The sequence below is a fragment of the Pseudoalteromonas sp. GB43 genome (assembly GCF_054923805.1).
This window is the reverse complement of sequence record NZ_JBPCHJ010000001.1, coordinates 3062601-3080555: the sequence shown is the minus strand read 5'-3', so window position 1 is coordinate 3080555 and position 17955 is coordinate 3062601. Positions and strand designations below refer to the sequence as shown.

Below are 17955 nucleotides of genomic sequence, written 5' to 3'. Positions count from 1 at the left end.
CTTATAGTGTTCAACTCATGGAGGAGAAGAGCATGGCAACCCATCGTAGAAACTTAATTAGCGTTTCAAACACGCCTTACTATCACTGTATTTCACGCTGCGTTCGTCGCGCTTATTTGTGCGGGCAAGACCCACTAACAGGTCGTTCGTATGAACACCGGCGCGATTGGGTTGAAAAGAAACTACTTCAACTTGGTCGTATATTTTGTATTGATATTTGCGCCTACGCGGTTATGAGTAACCATACTCATCTAGTACTTCATATTGATATAGCAAAAGCAAAGCGTTTGAATAATAAAGCGATTCTGATTAGATGGCACAAGTTATTTAAAAGTACATTCCTTTGCCAACGATTCTTAAATGGCGAATTGCTAACACAAACCGAGCTCGCTGCGGTTAATGCCAGAGTAAATTTATATCGAGAACGGCTCAGCAGTATTAGTTGGTTTATGCGCGTTCTTAATGAGAGTATTGCACGACAAGCAAATCAAGAAGATGAGTGCAAAGGACGCTTTTGGGAAGGTCGCTTTAAGTCACAAGCATTACTTGATGAAGCAGCTCTTGCAGCTTGTCTTGCGTATGTTGACCTAAACCCTGTAAGAGCGAAAGCGGCTGATTTACCTGAGCAATCTGACTACACCAGTATTAAATCTAGAATTAATGCAGCTCAAAATAATAAGCAACCGAAATCACTTATGCGCTTTGCAGGTAAACCACGTAAACATATGCCTAAGGGACTACCATTTGAGCTCAAGACATATCTGCAACTTGTAGATTGGACAAACGTTCAATACGAGAAGATAAGCCAGGGAACATCCCAGAAAATGCGTTACCAATACTTGAAAGACTAGATATTTGTACTGACAACTGGCTTACACTCACCACTTCCTTTACTCGCTCGTTTAAAAATACGGCTGGTAAAGAGCAAGCAATCACAGCTTACACAAATCACATGAAACGAAAACGAAGAAGCTCTATTAGCACTAGTCGTGCACTATTTACCTAAACCGAAACTCGAAAATGTTTAAAGTAGCCTGCCTTTGAGCTAAGCTTGCCCAAATCAGGCGCTAATCAGACAATGTCTACAGAATCACCTAAACATTACATTTATCTGTAAATTAATTTAGAACGACTAAGCAAGCCGGCTTTAAAATTAGTTATTAAAATACCTACAAAAGTGGGTGTCCGAATAACTTTATTACCTGTACCTAACCAGCTGTGTCATCTTCAATCAAATCATCAACATTGAGCCGGAATTTATATTGTTTAACTTGGGTGTCTAGATAACCTTAAAGTGGATGTCTTGATAACTTAAGAAATAAAAATCTCAAAGAAAGTTAGATTAATACAAGAATAAAAGATTGGTTCTAAAAAAATTTAAAAGGAATTTAAATGAAATAAGTCACCCAAATAGAATTTTGGGTGGCAGTCTTACCAGCCGCATCTCGGCACACACGTCACACGCTGTGGCTGCTCCCTTCCGGGCCTGACCAGGTTCACCTGCTAGTGTTGCGAGAGGACCAATAAGACTACCATTGCGGGCCTTGTTTGGCGCGGGAGGGATTATCTCTACTTTTAGCCAGTTATTCAAGGGGTATTCGAAAAAGAAAGTGCGATTGCATACTTGGTATACAATCGCACTGTCATTAAGGGGGTTATCGCTTACTTTTCAAGTTCAGCTTTAATGTTGCGCAGCGCAGCTTTCACTTTTTTCATATTTTCTGGACCCATACGCAACAATTGTTTTTGCGCATCGGGTAAGTTTTCCCACTCAGAGTAAGCATATTGATAAGTAACTGAGTTACGAACGAGTGGCATATCACCTTTTGGCTCTGGCGTATCAAGCAGTACATCAATCGCCTCTTCTAACGTGCCTGTGAATGCATCACCTTCGTAACCAATTTCTGCATAAGCTTCACTGATAAGGGGTTTATATTCATCATACATACGAATAACTTGAGCAGCGCTTAAGCTTGTAAATAGTTTTACGTAAGGTGTATAGCGCTCATAGCTATTTGGGTCGATTGTTAAAATATCGCCCTCAATAACTTTAAACGACTCTTTAGGGCGTTCTACAGGTGCATGGCTAACTGCCACTTTACCTTTTGCGATGTTATCAACGTACACAACACCACGGCGAATAAGATCATCAGTCACCATTAAGCTCATCACTTGGTCGCTTAGTAACTCATCCATGCGAGCAACAACCACTTCATCGCTTTCATTTAACGTTGGTAGTGGCTCAACTTCTGGAACTGGCTCTGGAGTGCGTTCTGGTGCAGTATCTACAACAACGGGCTCTGGCTCAGGCTCTGTCACTTCAGGTTCTGGGTCAGGCTCTGGCTCTTGATACTCAACAACTGGCGCTTGTTCGCTAACAATGTCTTCAACAACTTGCACTGGTTTATCTTCAGGCTTCAATAAAATAAACGCTGCCACACCAGCAACAAGGATAAGCACAACCACCGCAAAAATCAGGTTGTTATTTGATGAACCCTTTTGTACTTCAGGCTCTGACGAATGCTCTGACATAGACACTCCCTTAAAAATAAAACAGATAAAAATACGAAAAAACCATTTAGCCTTGAGCTAATCTTTGCTTCTTCTAGCTTAAAGACTTACAGTTGATAAATAAAGTAAAGACGCACAACTATTTAAATGCAACCATGAGCAGTAAGTTAAAAAAAACACAACACTCTAAAATCGCTTTATTACTAACAGGTGGTGGCGCGCGAGCGGCTTATCAAGTTGGTGTGCTTAAAGCGATAACGCAAAGCATGCCTCGTACAGCACCGCTGCCCTTTACTATTATTAATGGGACATCAGCTGGGGCAATTAATTCCGCTGCATTAGCATGTTATGCATCGTGTGCACATTTAGCATGCAAAAAACTTGAATGGGTTTGGAAGAATTTTTCGACCTCTCAGGTTTATAAAAGCGACTTTTTAAGTGTGTTTTTGCATATTACCCGCAACATGCTTACAAGTTTTCAATCTGAACATATAAATCACCCACCAGCGAGTTTGCTGAACAATAAGCCGCTGCGAAAACTGTTGCACGAAATACTCGATTTATCGCGTATCGAACGAAACCTGCATAAAAACTACCTAGATGCAGTGTCGATTACTGCTTCGAGCTATACCACAGGTGACTCTGTGGCATTTTTTCAGTCACTTACACAAAAACCGTGGCGCAGAGCAAAGCGTGAAGGGCAAGCAACCCGCATAAATGTTGAGCACTTAATGGCGTCGAGTGCCATACCTATGGTGTTCCCAAGTGTGAATGTGTATAACCACTATTTCGGCGACGGCTCTATTCACCAACTTTCGCCACTGAGTCCGTCGGTTCATTTAGGTGCTGAAAAAATCTTTATTATTGGTGTTGATGAACCAAAAGAATTGCATCCGCCGGGTTATCAGCCTCATTACCCTGACCTTCGAATATTGCAGGCCACTTACTCGATAGCGTCTTTACCGACACGCTACAGTCTGATTTAGAGCGTTTACAACGTATCAATCGCACGCTGAGCTTATTACCTGCCCGTGACAAACACCAAGAGCTTAAACAAATTGAAACTTGCGTGATCAATCCATCGCAAAACTTTAATGCAATCGCAGCTCAGTTTTATGATGACATGCCCATGGCAATTAAGGTGTTACTACGTATGATTGGTGTTAAGAAACGTTCGCAATCGAGTTTAACGAGCTACTTACTGTTTGAAAAACGTTATACCCAAAAGCTCATAGAAATTGGCTACCAAGATGGCCTTAAAAAGCTACCTGAAATTCGTAAATTTTTAGAGTTGGAGTAGCTAATCGCTACTCCATACCGTCGAGTAAAAACCTCTCTACCCGCTCTACTCGGCGTGGCTTGCCTTGCAGCACTAAAATATCGCCTGCTAATAAAATTGTTTGTGATGAAGGCGCGTCAATTTCACGGTCTTGTCGGCGCAGCGCTCTAACCGACACACGGCGCTGCTCAAGCTTAAGCTCACTAATTTTCTGATTAACCGCATAAGCATGCTCTGGCAGAGCTATAACATGTAAATACTCAAGCCTATCTGAACTTGCCTCTTCGCCATCAAGTTTATCACCCGTGAAAAAGCCATTTAAAAATTTATAACGGTTGCGCCGCTCTTTACTGACTCGGCGTATGATCCGTGTCATCGGCACACCAGACATATAAAGTACATGCGAAACTAACATAAGGCTTGCTTCAAGGGTTTCTGGCACCACTTCAGTAACACCAAGCTCTTTAAGCGTTTCCATTTCGGTATCATCGCGCATTCTTACCAATATCTTTACATCAGGTGCTATTTGTTTGATGGCATCAACAACTATTTGCGTTTGCTCAAAATCGGTAAAGGTAATAATGACTAGCCTTGCCCGCTCTACACCCGCTGATTTTAAAATATCTTTTTGATTCACATGGCCAAATATAACCGGTTCACCAGCCGCTTTCGCTTCTTGCAATAAGATAGGGTTACTTTCGACCGCGACGTATTCAATTGCTTCTGGCTTTAAAAAGCGCGCAACAGTTTGCCCTACACGGGAGAAACCACAAATAACGACATGATTTTGATACAAAGGGCTACTTGTCGCGGGCTGTTGCCAGTACTGTCCTGCATGGCTTAAAAGGCCAAGTTTTTTGAGAATAAGCGGTGTTTTTTCAATTAAGTAAGGCGTTAGCGCCATCGAAAGTACGCCAACTGCAATTAAAAACGAAGCTTGCTCTGAGCTTATCAGCAAATGCTGCGAAGCAAGTGCAATTAATACAAAGCCAAATTCTCCCATTTGCCAAAGCATAATACCCGCTGATACCGCATCTTGCTTTCGCTCCCCCATCACTTGCGCAGAAATAGCAAGCACCGCAATTTTAAATAGCAATAAGCCAATTAATACCGCGATGATCCAGTACCAACTATTAAGTACATAAAGCACATCTAACTGCATACCAACAGTCACAAAGAATAGCCCCATTAATATATCGCGAAATGGTCTAATATCGGCTTCTAGTTGGTGACGATAATGGCTTTCTCCTAACATCATGCCGGCTAAAAAGGCGCCTAACGCCATCGATAAACCAAATAGGTAAGTCAAGCCTGCGGCAAACAAGGCAACCAATAAAGTCGTTAGCATAAATAGCTCATCGGTTCTTACCAGCGCTATTTCGCTAAACACTTTAGGCAAAATCCATTTACCTATGCCGAACAATAAAATACACACTAAAGCACCTTTAGTAAGTGCAAAAGCCAATGCACCGGCAATTTCTTCAGAGCCACTTTGGGCTAGCAAGGGGTAAACAATGAGCAGAGGGACAACAGCAATATCTTGAAACAGCAACACCCCTATTGCCAACTGGTCGCGGCGCTGGTTTAAATCTCCAGATTCTTTAAGTAGCTTCACCACCACCGCCGTTGAAGACAGCGCCATTAAACTAGCAATAGTAAAACTGTTTAAAAGGCTGTGCTCTAGCAGCAGTAAAATTAGCATAAACACTATACTGGTCACCACGACCTGTAAGGAGCCAAGGCCAAATACAATATTGCGCATTGCCATTAAACGCGGCAATGAAAACTCAAGCCCTAAGCTAAACAGTAAAAACACAATGCCGAGCTCAGCAACAAAGTGCATTTCATGGCTTTGCGCCATCCAGCCAATACCATGACTCCCTGCCAATACGCCTGTCGCAAGATAAGCAAGAATGGGTGGTAAACCAATTCGCTTGAAAAACCAAACAAATAATACGGCAGCGACAAGCAAGCCAAACACTTGGATCAGCACATTTTGCAAGCAATCAACTCCCTAGACTTAGTGACAAAACTGGTTTCTCTTTTAAATATAGCAACCTTCTGTTTTTCGGCCAGTTTAAAAATATGGCACAAATCTCGCTACATGGGAGTATCTAAACACTCCGGGGGGAGAATTATCATGGAAAATGTCCATATTTTGACGCAGCGGGTGTCTGCGCGAGGCGAGTTTCTGCCGTTTTCGGCAGAGCATTACCGAATAAATGAAACAAATAGTCCACACGATTTGGTCGCAAAGTTACAAACCACGTTATCAATCGAAGAAATTTTGACTATTTTTGCCGAGCACGCAAAGCAACTAATCAATTTATCTGGCTTACAGTTCCAATCTGCACTCGGAGTGTCACAAAGCGCAGGCAGCGATACCAGCCAAACACCGTACTCTTTTGATTTAGATATCGAAAGTGAACGCTTAGGGCAGCTAATTTACTTTAGTCAGTTCCCTATGGGTAAAGCGATTGAAGCAAAATTAAAGCAGCTCCATACAGCCCTCGTTTACCCATTACGTAATGCGCTTATGTACACCCGCGTATTACGTTTAGCGACTAAAGATGCGCTAACAGGCTTAAATAACCGTAGTCAATTTAATGACAGCTTGGCACAAAAGCTAGAACGTTGCCGCCGTCAACATCGCCCATTTAGCTTAATGTTGCTTGATTTAGATAACTTTAAACAAGTAAACGATAACTTTGGTCATAAAATTGGCGATGATGTGTTACAAGAATTTGCTAACGTACTGCGCAGTAGTGTGCGCGGCACTGACTCGATTTTCCGCTTTGGTGGAGATGAGTTTGCATTATTAATCGATGACCCTGAGTTTACCACCAATAAGGTGATAGCTGATCGCATTATGAGCTTAGTTGCTAACTCAGGGTTGATGGCTCAATATGATGTAACATCAAGCATTGGTTATACGCTAGCCAACAACCAAGACTGCGAAAACGAAGTGTTTGCCCGTGCTGACAAGGGCCTCTATAAGGCAAAAGCAGCAGGAAGAAACTGCGCAAGAGCTTACTAATTGAGTAAAAGCCTAGCATCCCCCGCTAGGCTTTTTTGCTTATAAATTTATAACCAAGTAATACTAACCAAAAACCAGCGAAGAAGCCGCTTAATAAGTAAAGCAAGGCAGCCATGGTGGTAAGGGGCGATACCATCACTAATGCCAGCGGCGTAAGCACGCCCAATATAAAGAAAATACCGCCTTTGCCTGACCAGTAACCTAGCAGCAATAATGAGCATACTAGGCCGCCAGCTAGTGCATAAAAAAGTGTATTTATTGTCAGCTCTGTATAAGCAAAACCAGCAATTACAGCCACTAGCACCGACAACGCAAAGCCAAGTGGTGCTTTATTAACTAGTGATAAACCTACATGAGGTTGTTCACTCATAGAGTGTCTCCCAAAGAATTCCATCTTCAACACTGTGCTGTTCACTAACAAAGTAGCCAACAACTTGCACAAGTTGATCGTTATAAAAAATTAGTGGTGTCTGCGCACGTAACCAAGGAGCTACTTTGGCATCTTTAAACCAGTGTTTTAAAGTGTTTGAACCGGGTTTATGTAAAGGTTTGATACGTGCTTGTGGCTTATTAAACTCAACCCTTACTTGCTCATCCTGCTTTGGTTTTCTAATGCCCTTGCCCAGTTTCACTATTAGTTTTCGGCCATCTGTCAGTTCAATGCCCTGCAAAGTTATATCCATCGCCTCAGGTATTGCCTGCTCCTTCACAAAGTACCAATGCTGCTGATGCCGACGAACATCACCGCTTTGCAAACAAATTTTTAGCTGGGCATCGGCTTTTGCCGTTAAACCTTGCTCAATAATTTGCTGTAGCTGATTCTCAGAAGGTAGTTGATGGGTAAACTGATTCAGCCACGCACGGACAAGGTTTGCTTGTCTGGGCTGGCTAAAGGGCGAAATTGCCTGACAACTTAAGCCACCCTGTGAATTTTGGCAGTGTGTAAGGTCGCTTTGCGTATATTCATCGAGCAGTGATTGCTGCTTTTGTAACAGCCGAATACTGCGCGCTGCACTTTTTTCAAACCCTTGAAAACGCTCCGTTAAAATAGGCAGAACCTGATGACGTAAAAAATTACGGTCAAAGCGCTCATCAACATTTGAATCATCGGTGATATGGGTAATAGCAAATTCATCGGCAAATTGTTCAATTTGCTCACGCGAGATATTAATCAAGGGTCTAAAACACACACGCCCAGACGCTAATAATCGTGTTTGTGGCATTGATGCTAAGCCCTGTAAGCCAGAACCACGCTTTAGGCGAAGTAAGAAGGTCTCAAGTTGATCATTTAAGTGCTGACCAAGCAGTATTACACTACCTAACATACAGTTTTCGTCGAGTGCTTGGTACCGAGCCTCTCTTGCTTGTGCCTCAAGTGATGTACGCGAGCGCTGATGAATTTCAACCTGCACAGCTTTAAATGAGACATCGAGCTCTTCACATAGCGATTGACAAAACCCTTGCCAGTCCTCAGCATACTTGCTCAAACCATGATTAACATACACAGCTTCAATTTTAAGTTCTGAGTGCTGCTGTTGAGCTTGCTTCATTAAATGTAACAATACAACCGAATCAACACCGCCAGATAAGGCAACGCTAAAGCAAGTTTGCTGAGCGTTCAGCAAAGGCAGCAATTGTGCTAAAAAATGGTGGTATAAATCTGATGTTTGCATTAAAAACCAATGAGTATACAAGCGTCTTTGTTATCGGCATTATAAAACAAAAAAAGCCGCAAAAGCGGCTTTTTTCAATTTTAAGCTGTGTTTAGCAATAGCCAAACGACATTAAACGTTTGTAACGCTGATCAAGCATTTCATCTAGTGAAAGGCCTTGTAAATCAGCTAGGTCACGTTTAAGTTGGTTTTTAAGGTTACGCGCCATCGCATCGTAATTCCGATGTGCGCCACCAAGTGGCTCATCAATTACGTTGTTGATTAAATCAAGCTCTTTAACACGTGCAGCTGTTACACCCATGGCTTCTGCAGCTAATGGTGCCTTGTCTGCGCTTTTCCATAAGATTGATGCACAACCTTCTGGCGAAATTACAGAGTAAGTGCTGTATTGCAACATGTTAACGCGGTCGCCCACACCAATAGCTAATGCACCACCAGAACCACCTTCACCGATAACAGTACAAATAGTGGGTACTTTTAACGCAGCCATTACTTTAAGATTACGCGCAATTGCTTCACTTTGACCACGCTCTTCAGCGCCAACACCTGGGTATGCACCAGGGGTGTCGATAAAAGTCATGATTGGCATTTTGAAACGCTCAGCCATTTCCATTAAGCGTAATGCTTTACGGTAACCTTCTGGCTTTGGCATACCAAAGTTGCGTTTAATTTTTTCAGCCGTGTCACGCCCTTTTTGTTGGCCAATAACCATCACTGGTTGACCTTCAAAACGTGCAACACCACCTAAAATAGCTGGGTCGTTAGCAAAAGTACGGTCGCCTGCTAGTTCGTCAAATTCCGTGAAAATGCGCTCGATGTAATCACGAGTATAAGGACGCAACGGATGACGGGCTAACTGAGAAACCTGCCAAGCACCTAATTCAGAGAAAATTTTCTCTTTCATTTCAGCACTTTTCTCTTTTAATCGACTGACTTCCTCTTCTAATCCAAGGTCTAATTCGCCAGCGCGGCTTACATTTTGTAATTCTTCAATTTTTGCTTCTAATTCAGCGATTGGAAGCTCAAAATCAAGATAATTGAGGCTCATGCTCTAAACTACCTAATTAGTTAAATTCTAGTTCTACATCTTGCGCCGCCATCAGCGATAACTTGTGAATTAAGTCATCACTCGGCGTAACACACCATTCGGTTCCTAAAGTAATCTCAGCCAACGCATCCGGACGTTGATAGAATACTTTAATAGGACAAGTACCAAACTTATAAGGTTCCAGCACTTTTTGTAAATTATCGAAGAAGTTCGCCTCGATCTGCACCATATTCAAGGTCATTTTAATCGCTTTTATACGTTTTTCTCGCGCCTGTGCGATGGTGCATATGTCTCTAGCGGTCATTGTAATGCCACCAGAGAAGTTATCAAAGCTGACCTGTCCAGATATTACCAAGATATTGTTTACTTGCAGCAAATCTTGGTACATTTCAAACTGTTCTGGGAATAAGCGTACATCAATACGGGCACTCTTGTCATCTAAAGTTACAAGACCCCATCGATTTCCCTTTTTGTTTATCAAGGTACGAGCTGAGATCACTAAGCCTGCAGCCGTTGACTGGACATCGCGGTTAGTGGGTTGTAAATCGACCAGCCTTCCTGATGTATAATGCTTTAACTCTTTACGATACTGATTAATTGGGTGACCAGTTAAATACAGACCTAAAGTTTCTTTCTCACCGTCTAGCCACTCATTGTCGGTTAAATCTGTGGCTTTAATAAATGCTTGTTCAACTTCATCTGGCTCTGTAGCAAGTAATCCAAATAAATCTGCCTGCCCAAGTGACTCAGCCTTATGATGCTGATCGGCCGCTCGCATGGCATCTTTTAAGCTTGCGAGTAAGGTTGCACGGCCAGGCTGGGTTTTATCTGGGCCAAGTTGGTCGAGCGCTCCGGCATAAATAAGCTTTTCAACAACACGCTTGTTTAAACGCTTTAAGTCAACACGGGCACAAAAATCAAATAAGTCCTTAAACGGACACCTTCGCTACGAGCTTCTAAAATAGCTTCAACAGGCGCCTCACCAACCCCTTTAATGGCACCAATACCGTAAACAATTTCACCTTGTAGATTAACCGTAAACTTGTACTCACCGGCATTAACATCCGGCGGTAACAAGGTCAGTTTCATGTTTTCACATTCATCTACCAAGGTAACAATTTTATCGGTGTTATCCATATCTGCCGACATTACCGCAGCCATAAACTCTGCTGGGTAGTGGGTTTTCATCCATAGCGTTTGGTACGATACTAAGGCATAAGCAGCAGAGTGAGATTTATTAAAACCATAACCTGCGAACTTCTCTACCAAGTCGAAGATTTTCATTGCAAGTTCGCCGTCAACTCCGTTATTAACAGCGCCTTCTTCGAAGGTTGAACGTTGCTTTGCCATCTCCTCTGGCTTTTTCTTACCCATCGCACGACGCAGCATATCAGCGCCACCTAGCGTATAACCAGCCAGTACCTGGGCAATTTGCATTACTTGTTCTTGATAAAGAATGATACCGTAGGTTGGCTCAAGGATTGGCTGCAAGCTATCGTGTTGCCACTGCGCATCTGGGTAAGATAACTCTTCACGGCCATGCTTACGGTCGATAAAGTTATCTACCATGCCTGATTGCAGTGGACCTGGGCGAAATAGTGCTACCAGTGCGATCATATCCTCGAAGCAGTCGGGCTTTAGACGACGAATAAGGTCTTTCATACCACGAGATTCGAGCTGGAATACCGCGGTGGTTTCGGCGCGTAGCAGTAACTCAATACTTGGCTTATCATCAAGTGGAATAGCGTTGATATCAACGGGCTTTTTACCCTCACGAGCTAAGCGCTCGTTAGTCATATCAAGTGCCCACTGCAAGATGGTAAGTGTTCTAAGACCTAAGAAGTCAAACTTTACTAAACCTGCTGTCTCAACGTCATTTTTATCAAATTGCGTTACCGGGAATTTACCCTCATCATCACAATAAAGAGCGGCAAAGTCAGTGATTGTGGTGGGTGATATTACAACACCACCAGCGTGCTTACCCGCGTTACGTGTACAGCCTTCAAGGATGCGACACATATCAATAAGCTCTTTGACCTCTTCATCACCGTCGTAGGCTTCTTGTAAACGAGGCTCAACATCAAACGCTTTAGCCAAGGTCATGCCCGGATCGCCCGGTACTAGTTTAGAAATACGATCAACAAAGCCGTAAGGGTGGCCAAGTACACGATTACGTCACGGATAACCGCTTTTGCAGCCATGGTACCAAAGGTAATGATCTGAGATACCGCATCACGGCCATAAAGCGCCGCTACGTGATCAATTACCTCATCACGCCTATCCATACAGAAATCGACGTCGAAATCGGGCATTGAGATACGTTCTGGGTTCAAGAAACGTTCGAATAGTAAGTCAAATTCGAGTGGATCGAGGTCGGTGATCTTCAGTGCATAAGCAACCAATGAACCCGCACCAGAACCACGCCCTGGACCTACCGGAATATTGTTATCTTTACTCCACTGAATGAACTCCATTACGATCAAGAAGTAACCTGGGAAACCCATTTGGTTGATTACGTCGAGCTCTATTTTCAGACGCTCATCATACTCGCCACGTTTTTCTTTTCGTTCTTGCTCATCTGGGAATAAAAACTGTAAACGCTCTTCAAGACCATCTTCAGAGACCTTAACCAAGAAGTCTTCAATTTTTAGCGAACCGGTTGGGTAATCTGGTAAGAAGTAAGTCCCGAGCTGCACGGTCACATTACAGCGCTTAGCAATTTCAACAGTGTTTTCTAGCGCTTCAGGAATATCGCTAAATAGCTCAGCCATTTGCTCAGCCGTTTTAAGGTATTGCTGCTCAGAAAAACGTTTTGGTCTACGTTTATCTTCTAAGGTGTAACCGTCATGGATTGCTACGCGGATTTCATGGGCTTCAAAGTTTTCTGGCTTTAAAAATACTACTTCGTTAGTTGCCACTACAGGTAACTGCTCTTTTGCAGCAAGCTCAACAGCTAGGTGTAAATAGTCTTCTTCTAAAGCACGTTCCGTACGAATAAGCTCAATGTAATAATGATCGCTAAAATGTTGCTTATAAAAGCTAACGACCGATTCTATAAGCCCAGGGTTACCTTTTAATAGGGCTTTACCTAAGTCGCCATCTTTAGCGCCAGATAATAAAATTAGGCCACTTTTGTGCTCCACCAGCCATTCACGGTCAACCACAGGCCGATGAAATAAATGTCCGCGTTGATACGCTTTAGAGATCAACAAGGTGAGGTTTTTATAGCCTTCGTTATCTTTCGCTAAGATGGTAATTCGGCTAGGTTCATCTTCAAATTCAGGGCTTCTGAGCCAAAAATCTGCGCCGACAATAGGCTTAATCCCCGCGCCATGGGCAGCACCATAAAAACGCACCAAACCACATAAGTTCATCTGATCTGTGATAGCCAACGCAGGCATTTGCAGCTCTTCTGCTTTAGCGACAATTGGCTTAGTTTTAGCGAGGCCATCCACCATTGAGAAATCTGAGTGAACACGTAAGTGAACAAATTGCGGCGCAGGCATTACAGTTGCTCTCCTTTTAACGCCAAAATGCGCTGAACCGGTTTAAAGCTCTTACGATGCTCTGCAATTGCCCCGTATTGTTCGAGTGCCGCAAAGTGCGCTTTAGTTGGATAGCCCTTATGACCTGCAAAGCCATAGTCAGGATAACGCTTATCAAGCTCAATCATTTCTTCGTCACGGGCAACTTTCGCTAAAATAGAAGCCGCTGAAATCTCTTCGACTAGGCTATCGCCTTTTACTACCGCCTGTGCTGGCACAGTTAATTGACTAGGCACACGGTTACCATCAATAAAAACAAACTCTGGCTTTACACTTAAGCCTTCAACCGCGCGACTCATCGCGAGCATGGTGGCATGTAAAATATTTAGCTCATCAATCTCAGTTGGGCTACAACGCCCAATGGCATAGCACAGGGCTTTTTCTTTTATTTCTGACGCTAATAATTGACGTTTTTTGTCTGATAACTTTTTAGAATCGGCTAACCCGGCAATTGGCTGATTTGGGTCCAGTATTACCGCAGCAGTAACAACATCACCGACCAATGGACCACGATCAACTTCATCTACACCAGCAATATAATTAACATTCGGTCGTTCAATTTGCATTTAGTAACTCCGCGACTGCTGCTGCAGCTTGTTCATTGGCATTTAATCTAATGTTTTTATGTATGGCTAAAAAGCGCGCCTTTAGTTCGCTGTTATCGGTATTAAGCATAGGAGTTAGCGCAGCCGATAGGTTTTCAACATTACACTCAGTTTGTAGGTACTCTGGGACGAGTTCTTCATCGGCTAATAAATTAGGCAACGAGAAATACTTAATGTTAAACGTGAATAAGGTTTTGAAAATCCAGTAACTCAATGGCTTAATTTTATAACCCACAACCATCGGCTTTTTATACAGCATACCTTCAAGTGTTGCGGTTCCTGAGGCAAGCAAAATGGCATCAGCGGCTTGCATTGCAAGATTTGACTGACCATCCAATAATTGCAGTTTTAGATCAGGGGCTGTTTTTTCTAAAATCTCACAAAACTGTGCTTTTCGTTTTTCATTGACTAACGGCACCACAATTTTAAGATCAGGATTTTGCGCTTGTAATTTCGCCGCTGTTTCAATGTAAGTTTCGCTTAAAAGCCCTACTTCAGAACCTCGACTACCAGGTAGTAATGCAAGCACTTTATCAGTTTGTGCCAATCCAAGTTGATTACGAGCCTCGGTTTGGTCGTGCTCAAGAGCAATATCATCAGCCAGAGTATGACCCACAAACGTACAAGGTACATCGTGCTTATCATAAAAGGCTTTTTCGAACGGCAATAATGCCAACACTAAGTTAGTGGCGGCACTGATTTTATGAATGCGTTTTTCGCGCCACGCCCACACTGACGGGCTAACATATTGTACTGTTTTAATACCCGCCTCTTTTAGCGGCTTTTCAACACGTAAGTTAAAGTCAGGGGCATCGATACCAATAAATACATCTGGTGGGTTATCGATAAAATGCTGCACCAATTGTTTGCGTATTTTTAGTAGGCGCGGTAATCGGCCAAGTACTTCAACTAAGCCCATTACAGATAATTCGTCCATATCGAATAATGTTTTACAGCCAGCCGCTTGCATACGCGGGCCTGCAATCCCCTCAAATATGGCATCTGGAAAACGGCGTTTAAGTGCTTTTACTAGCCCTTCACCTAAAATATCACCTGATAACTCACCTGCCACCAAGGCAATACGTAACGGCTTTGTTTGTTCTTTCATTCGTTGATAATTCGCAACTTTTGGCACTAATAAAAATGAGTTTACCGTGTTTTAGCAGTCGGATAAATGTCACACGAGTAATTAATACTAGAATTTAAATAAGTGCTTATTCATTAACCTAGGTAACCAGCTAAGAAAGTAAACAATTAATTTTTTAGCCGAGAGAATACCTATAAGTGAGTAATCTTTTTGTTCTATAAAAACTGGCTAAAAGTTTTTGATAAGGTAATTAATCGATTGAAAAGTTAAGCTTTAATCTCTAGTCTGTAGAAATGATGAACAATTATTTAATCTTATTTTCTTATTTTTCTATTGACTAAAATGGATACAAGGTTAATATTCACAAAGTTTCAATAATTACTGAAACTTCATAACCAATAATTTGTCGTGTCTACCGCACTCGCTAACAAGGAGCTAAACAATGATAGATGAAACATTTGTGGATCTATCGCGATTGCAGTTTGCAATCACTGCCCTCTTTCACTTCCTATTTGTTCCCCTTACTTTAGGTATGACGTGGATTTTGGTGATCATGGAATCCGTTTACGTGATGACTGGTCGCGAAATTTATCGTGATATGACTAAATTCTGGGGTAAGTTATTTGGTATTAACTTTGCGATTGGTGTGGCGACAGGTCTAACCATGGAGTTCGAGTTTGGTACCAACTGGTCTTACTACTCTCACTACGTGGGCGATATTTTTGGCGCTCCACTGGCGATTGAAGGCTTAATGGCATTCTTTTTAGAGTCAACCTTTGTCGGTATGTTCTTTTTAGGTTGGGAGCGACTAACAAAACGTCAGCATTTAGCTGCAACTTTCCTTATGGCTCTAGGTACTAACCTATCAGCTTTATGGATTTTGATTGCCAATGGTTGGATGCAAAACCCTGTAGGGGCTGAGTTTAATTATCAAACCATGCGAATGGAAATGACCAGCTTTGCTGAACTGGTATTCAACCCCGTCGCACAAGTTAAGTTTATTCATACCGTTTCGGCAGGGTATGTTGCAGCATCTATGTTTGTACTGGGCATTAGTAGCTGGTACATCCTAAAAGGTCGCGATCTTGCTTTTGCTAAACGCTCGTTTTCGGTTGCTTCTGGGTTTGGTTTAGCGTCTATCCTTTGTGTTATTTTACTTGGTGATGAATCTGGCTACGAAGTTGGCGAGGTACAAAAAGTTAAACTCGCAACCATTGAAGCTGAGTGGCACACCGAAGAAGCCCCTGCTGCATTCACTCTGGTCGGTATTCCTGATTCAGAAGAGCAAGTCACTCACGCTGCTGTTAAAATACCTTATGCACTGGGCATTATTGCTACTCGCTCTATTGATGAACAGGTAACGGGTATTAAAGATCTAGAAAAGCAACACGAAGTACGAATTCGTAATGGCATGGTTGCATACGAATACTTAGAGAAGCTTCGAAGTGGTGAAGACACTCCAGAAAACATTGCAAAATTCGATAGCTTAAAAGACGACCTTGGCTATGGTTTACTACTAAAACGCTATACGCCTAACGTGGTAGATGCCACAGAAGAGCACATTCAAAAAGCAGTGAAAGATTCGTTCCCTAAAGTTGGTCCTATGTTTTGGTCCTTCAGAATTATGGTCGGTTGCGGTGTGATCATGCTTGGCGTATTCGTGCTTGCATTTTATTACAACGCGCACCGCATTATTGAGCAAAAACGCTGGTTATTATGGGCTGCGGTATGGAGTATTCCACTGCCGTGGATTGCCATTGAATTTGGTTGGATTGTTGCTGAATATGGCCGCCAACCATGGGCTATTTCAGAGATTCTACCAACCTTCTTGGCAACCTCATCTCTGACGGTAAACGATTTACTTATCAGCATTACTGGCTTCATTATCTTTTACACAGGACTTGCTGCTGTCGAAGGCTGGTTAATGCTGCGCTTTATTAAACAAGGTCCAAGCTCGCTTCATACTGGTAAATATCACCATGAACTTGCTAAAGCAGATTCACTTGCAAGCCAAGGAGCTCAGTCATGATTTTTGATTACGAAACATTAAAACTAATCTGGTGGCTGTTAATTGGTGTATTACTGATTGGCTTTGCAGTGACCGATGGCATGGACATGGGTGTGGCAATTTTGCTTCGCCTAGTTGGTAAAACCGATGTGGAGCGCCGTACTGTAATTAACACCATAGGTGCTCACTGGGATGGTAACCAAGTTTGGTTCATCACCGCTGGGGGTGCACTATTTGCTGCTTGGCGTTTATGGTATACGCGGCCGCGTTCTCTGGCTTTTACTTTGCTATGATGCTGGTGTTATTTGCGTTATTTTTCAGACCGCTTGGTTTTGATTACCGCTCAAAAATAGACTCACCACGTTGGCGAAACAACTGGGATTGGGGCTTATTTGCAGGCAGTTTTATTCCTGCTTTAGTATTTGGTGTGGCATTTGGTAACTTATTACTGGGCGTGCCTTATCATATCGACGACCTACTGCGTGTCAGTTATCAAGGTTCATTCTTTGCGTTATTAAACCCATTTGCCATTGTTGTTGGCTTAGTAAGCGTACTGATGTTGGTTGGTCATGCAGGCATGTGGCTACAACTTCGTACGGATGCAGAGGTTGCAAAACGCTCAGCACAATACGGTCAATATGCGCTGATGGCGTTTATTGTGTTGTTTGCCTTGGCCGGTGTGTGGGTATCGCAAATTGACGGTTATAAAATCGTTAGCATGGGTGATACTCAAGGTTTTGCAAACCCGCTTGGTAAAACAGTCACGCAGGCACCGGGTGCATGGCTTGATAACTATACAAAAATGCCATTAACAATGCTGTTCCCTGCCCTTGCATTCGTGATGGCGGCACTGGCGATTGTGTTATCTAAATTACAAAAACCTGCAATGGCCCTGATTGCATCAAGCTTAATGCTTGCAGGCGTAATTTTAACTGCGGGTATGTCAATGTTCCCGTTCGTCATGCCTTCGAGTAACAACCCAAATATTAGTTTAACTATGTGGGATGCGGTTTCGAGCCATATGACTCTCAACGTGATGTTTATTGCAGCGGTTATTTTTGTACCACTTATTCTTATTTACACAACGTGGTGCTATGTGAAAATGTGGCGCAAAGTAACCATCAGTGAAATCGAAAACAACACGCACGGTAGCTACTAAGGA

The 17955-nt window shown here is 42.7% G+C and carries 9 protein-coding genes, 1 other RNA gene and 4 pseudogenes; 5 read left to right on the top strand and 9 right to left on the bottom strand.

The features are described 5' to 3' along the window. The first annotated feature begins 32 nt into the window (after positions 1 to 32). Positions 33 to 1006, top strand: a pseudogene (locus ACRWSG_RS14650) (transposase). Between the two features lie 423 nt (positions 1007 to 1429). Here the strand turns inward: ACRWSG_RS14650 and ffs are convergent. Further along, positions 1430 to 1526: signal recognition particle sRNA small type (gene ffs / locus ACRWSG_RS14645), an RNA gene on the bottom strand. Positions 1527 to 1662: 136 nt separating this feature from the next. Beyond that, positions 1663 to 2532, bottom strand: a complete 870-nt coding sequence (locus ACRWSG_RS14640) for a DUF3014 domain-containing protein (RefSeq protein WP_138599330.1) — start codon at positions 2530 to 2532, stop codon at positions 1663 to 1665. A gap of 134 nt (positions 2533 to 2666) precedes the next feature. On the opposite strand from ACRWSG_RS14640, the pseudogene ACRWSG_RS14635 reads away from it, so the two are divergent. Beyond that, positions 2667 to 3811, top strand: a pseudogene (locus tag ACRWSG_RS14635) (patatin-like phospholipase family protein). Positions 3812 to 3818: 7 nt separating this feature from the next. Here ACRWSG_RS14635 and ACRWSG_RS14630 read toward each other — a convergent pair. Further along, positions 3819 to 5792, bottom strand: coding sequence for a cation:proton antiporter domain-containing protein (locus ACRWSG_RS14630; protein WP_462166592.1), 1974 nt, complete (start codon positions 5790 to 5792; stop codon positions 3819 to 3821). 138 nt (positions 5793 to 5930) lie between these two features. On the opposite strand from ACRWSG_RS14630, the gene ACRWSG_RS14625 reads away from it, so the two are divergent. Continuing rightward, positions 5931 to 6827, top strand: a complete 897-nt coding sequence (locus tag ACRWSG_RS14625; RefSeq protein WP_054553099.1) for a GGDEF domain-containing protein — start codon at positions 5931 to 5933, stop codon at positions 6825 to 6827. A 25-nt stretch (positions 6828 to 6852) separates the two neighbouring features. Here the strand turns inward: ACRWSG_RS14625 and ACRWSG_RS14620 are convergent, their stop codons facing one another. The 6 genes and pseudogenes from ACRWSG_RS14620 to lpxB form a co-directional block, all read right to left on the bottom strand. Further along, the gene (locus tag ACRWSG_RS14620; RefSeq protein ID WP_054553100.1) at positions 6853 to 7197 is read right to left on the bottom strand and encodes a hypothetical protein; all 345 of its coding nucleotides are present in this window, start codon (positions 7195 to 7197) and stop codon (positions 6853 to 6855) included. After that, positions 7190 to 8500: a tRNA lysidine(34) synthetase TilS gene (gene tilS, locus ACRWSG_RS14615; RefSeq protein ID WP_462166591.1), complete on the bottom strand. Its 1311-nt coding sequence runs from the start codon at positions 8498 to 8500 to the stop codon at positions 7190 to 7192. Before tilS ends, ACRWSG_RS14620 begins: the two co-directional genes overlap by 8 nt. 91 nt (positions 8501 to 8591) lie before the next feature. Continuing rightward, positions 8592 to 9548: an acetyl-CoA carboxylase carboxyl transferase subunit alpha gene (gene accA / locus ACRWSG_RS14610; protein ID WP_054553102.1), complete on the bottom strand. Its 957-nt coding sequence runs from the start codon at positions 9546 to 9548 to the stop codon at positions 8592 to 8594. Between the two features lie 16 nt (positions 9549 to 9564). Then, positions 9565 to 13054 (bottom strand): annotated as a pseudogene (gene dnaE, locus ACRWSG_RS14605) (DNA polymerase III subunit alpha). Beyond that, positions 13054 to 13659: a ribonuclease HII gene (gene rnhB, locus ACRWSG_RS14600; RefSeq protein WP_462166590.1), complete on the bottom strand. Its 606-nt coding sequence runs from the start codon at positions 13657 to 13659 to the stop codon at positions 13054 to 13056. The pseudogene dnaE and the gene rnhB overlap by 1 nt, the downstream one beginning before the upstream one ends. Continuing rightward, positions 13649 to 14806: a lipid-A-disaccharide synthase gene (gene lpxB, locus ACRWSG_RS14595; RefSeq protein ID WP_054553105.1), complete on the bottom strand. Its 1158-nt coding sequence runs from the start codon at positions 14804 to 14806 to the stop codon at positions 13649 to 13651. Before lpxB ends, rnhB begins: the two co-directional genes overlap by 11 nt. A gap of 421 nt (positions 14807 to 15227) precedes the next feature. Here lpxB and ACRWSG_RS14590 point away from each other — a divergent pair, with 421 nt between their 5' ends. Both ACRWSG_RS14590 and cydB read left to right on the top strand, forming a co-directional pair. After that, on the top strand, positions 15228 to 16814 hold the full coding sequence (locus ACRWSG_RS14590) for a cytochrome ubiquinol oxidase subunit I (protein ID WP_194442693.1): 1587 nt from the start codon (positions 15228 to 15230) through the stop codon (positions 16812 to 16814). Continuing rightward, a pseudogene (gene cydB, locus ACRWSG_RS14585) lies at positions 16811 to 17952 on the top strand (cytochrome d ubiquinol oxidase subunit II). The gene ACRWSG_RS14590 and the pseudogene cydB overlap by 4 nt, the downstream one beginning before the upstream one ends. Positions 17953 to 17955: the final 3 nt, after the last annotated feature.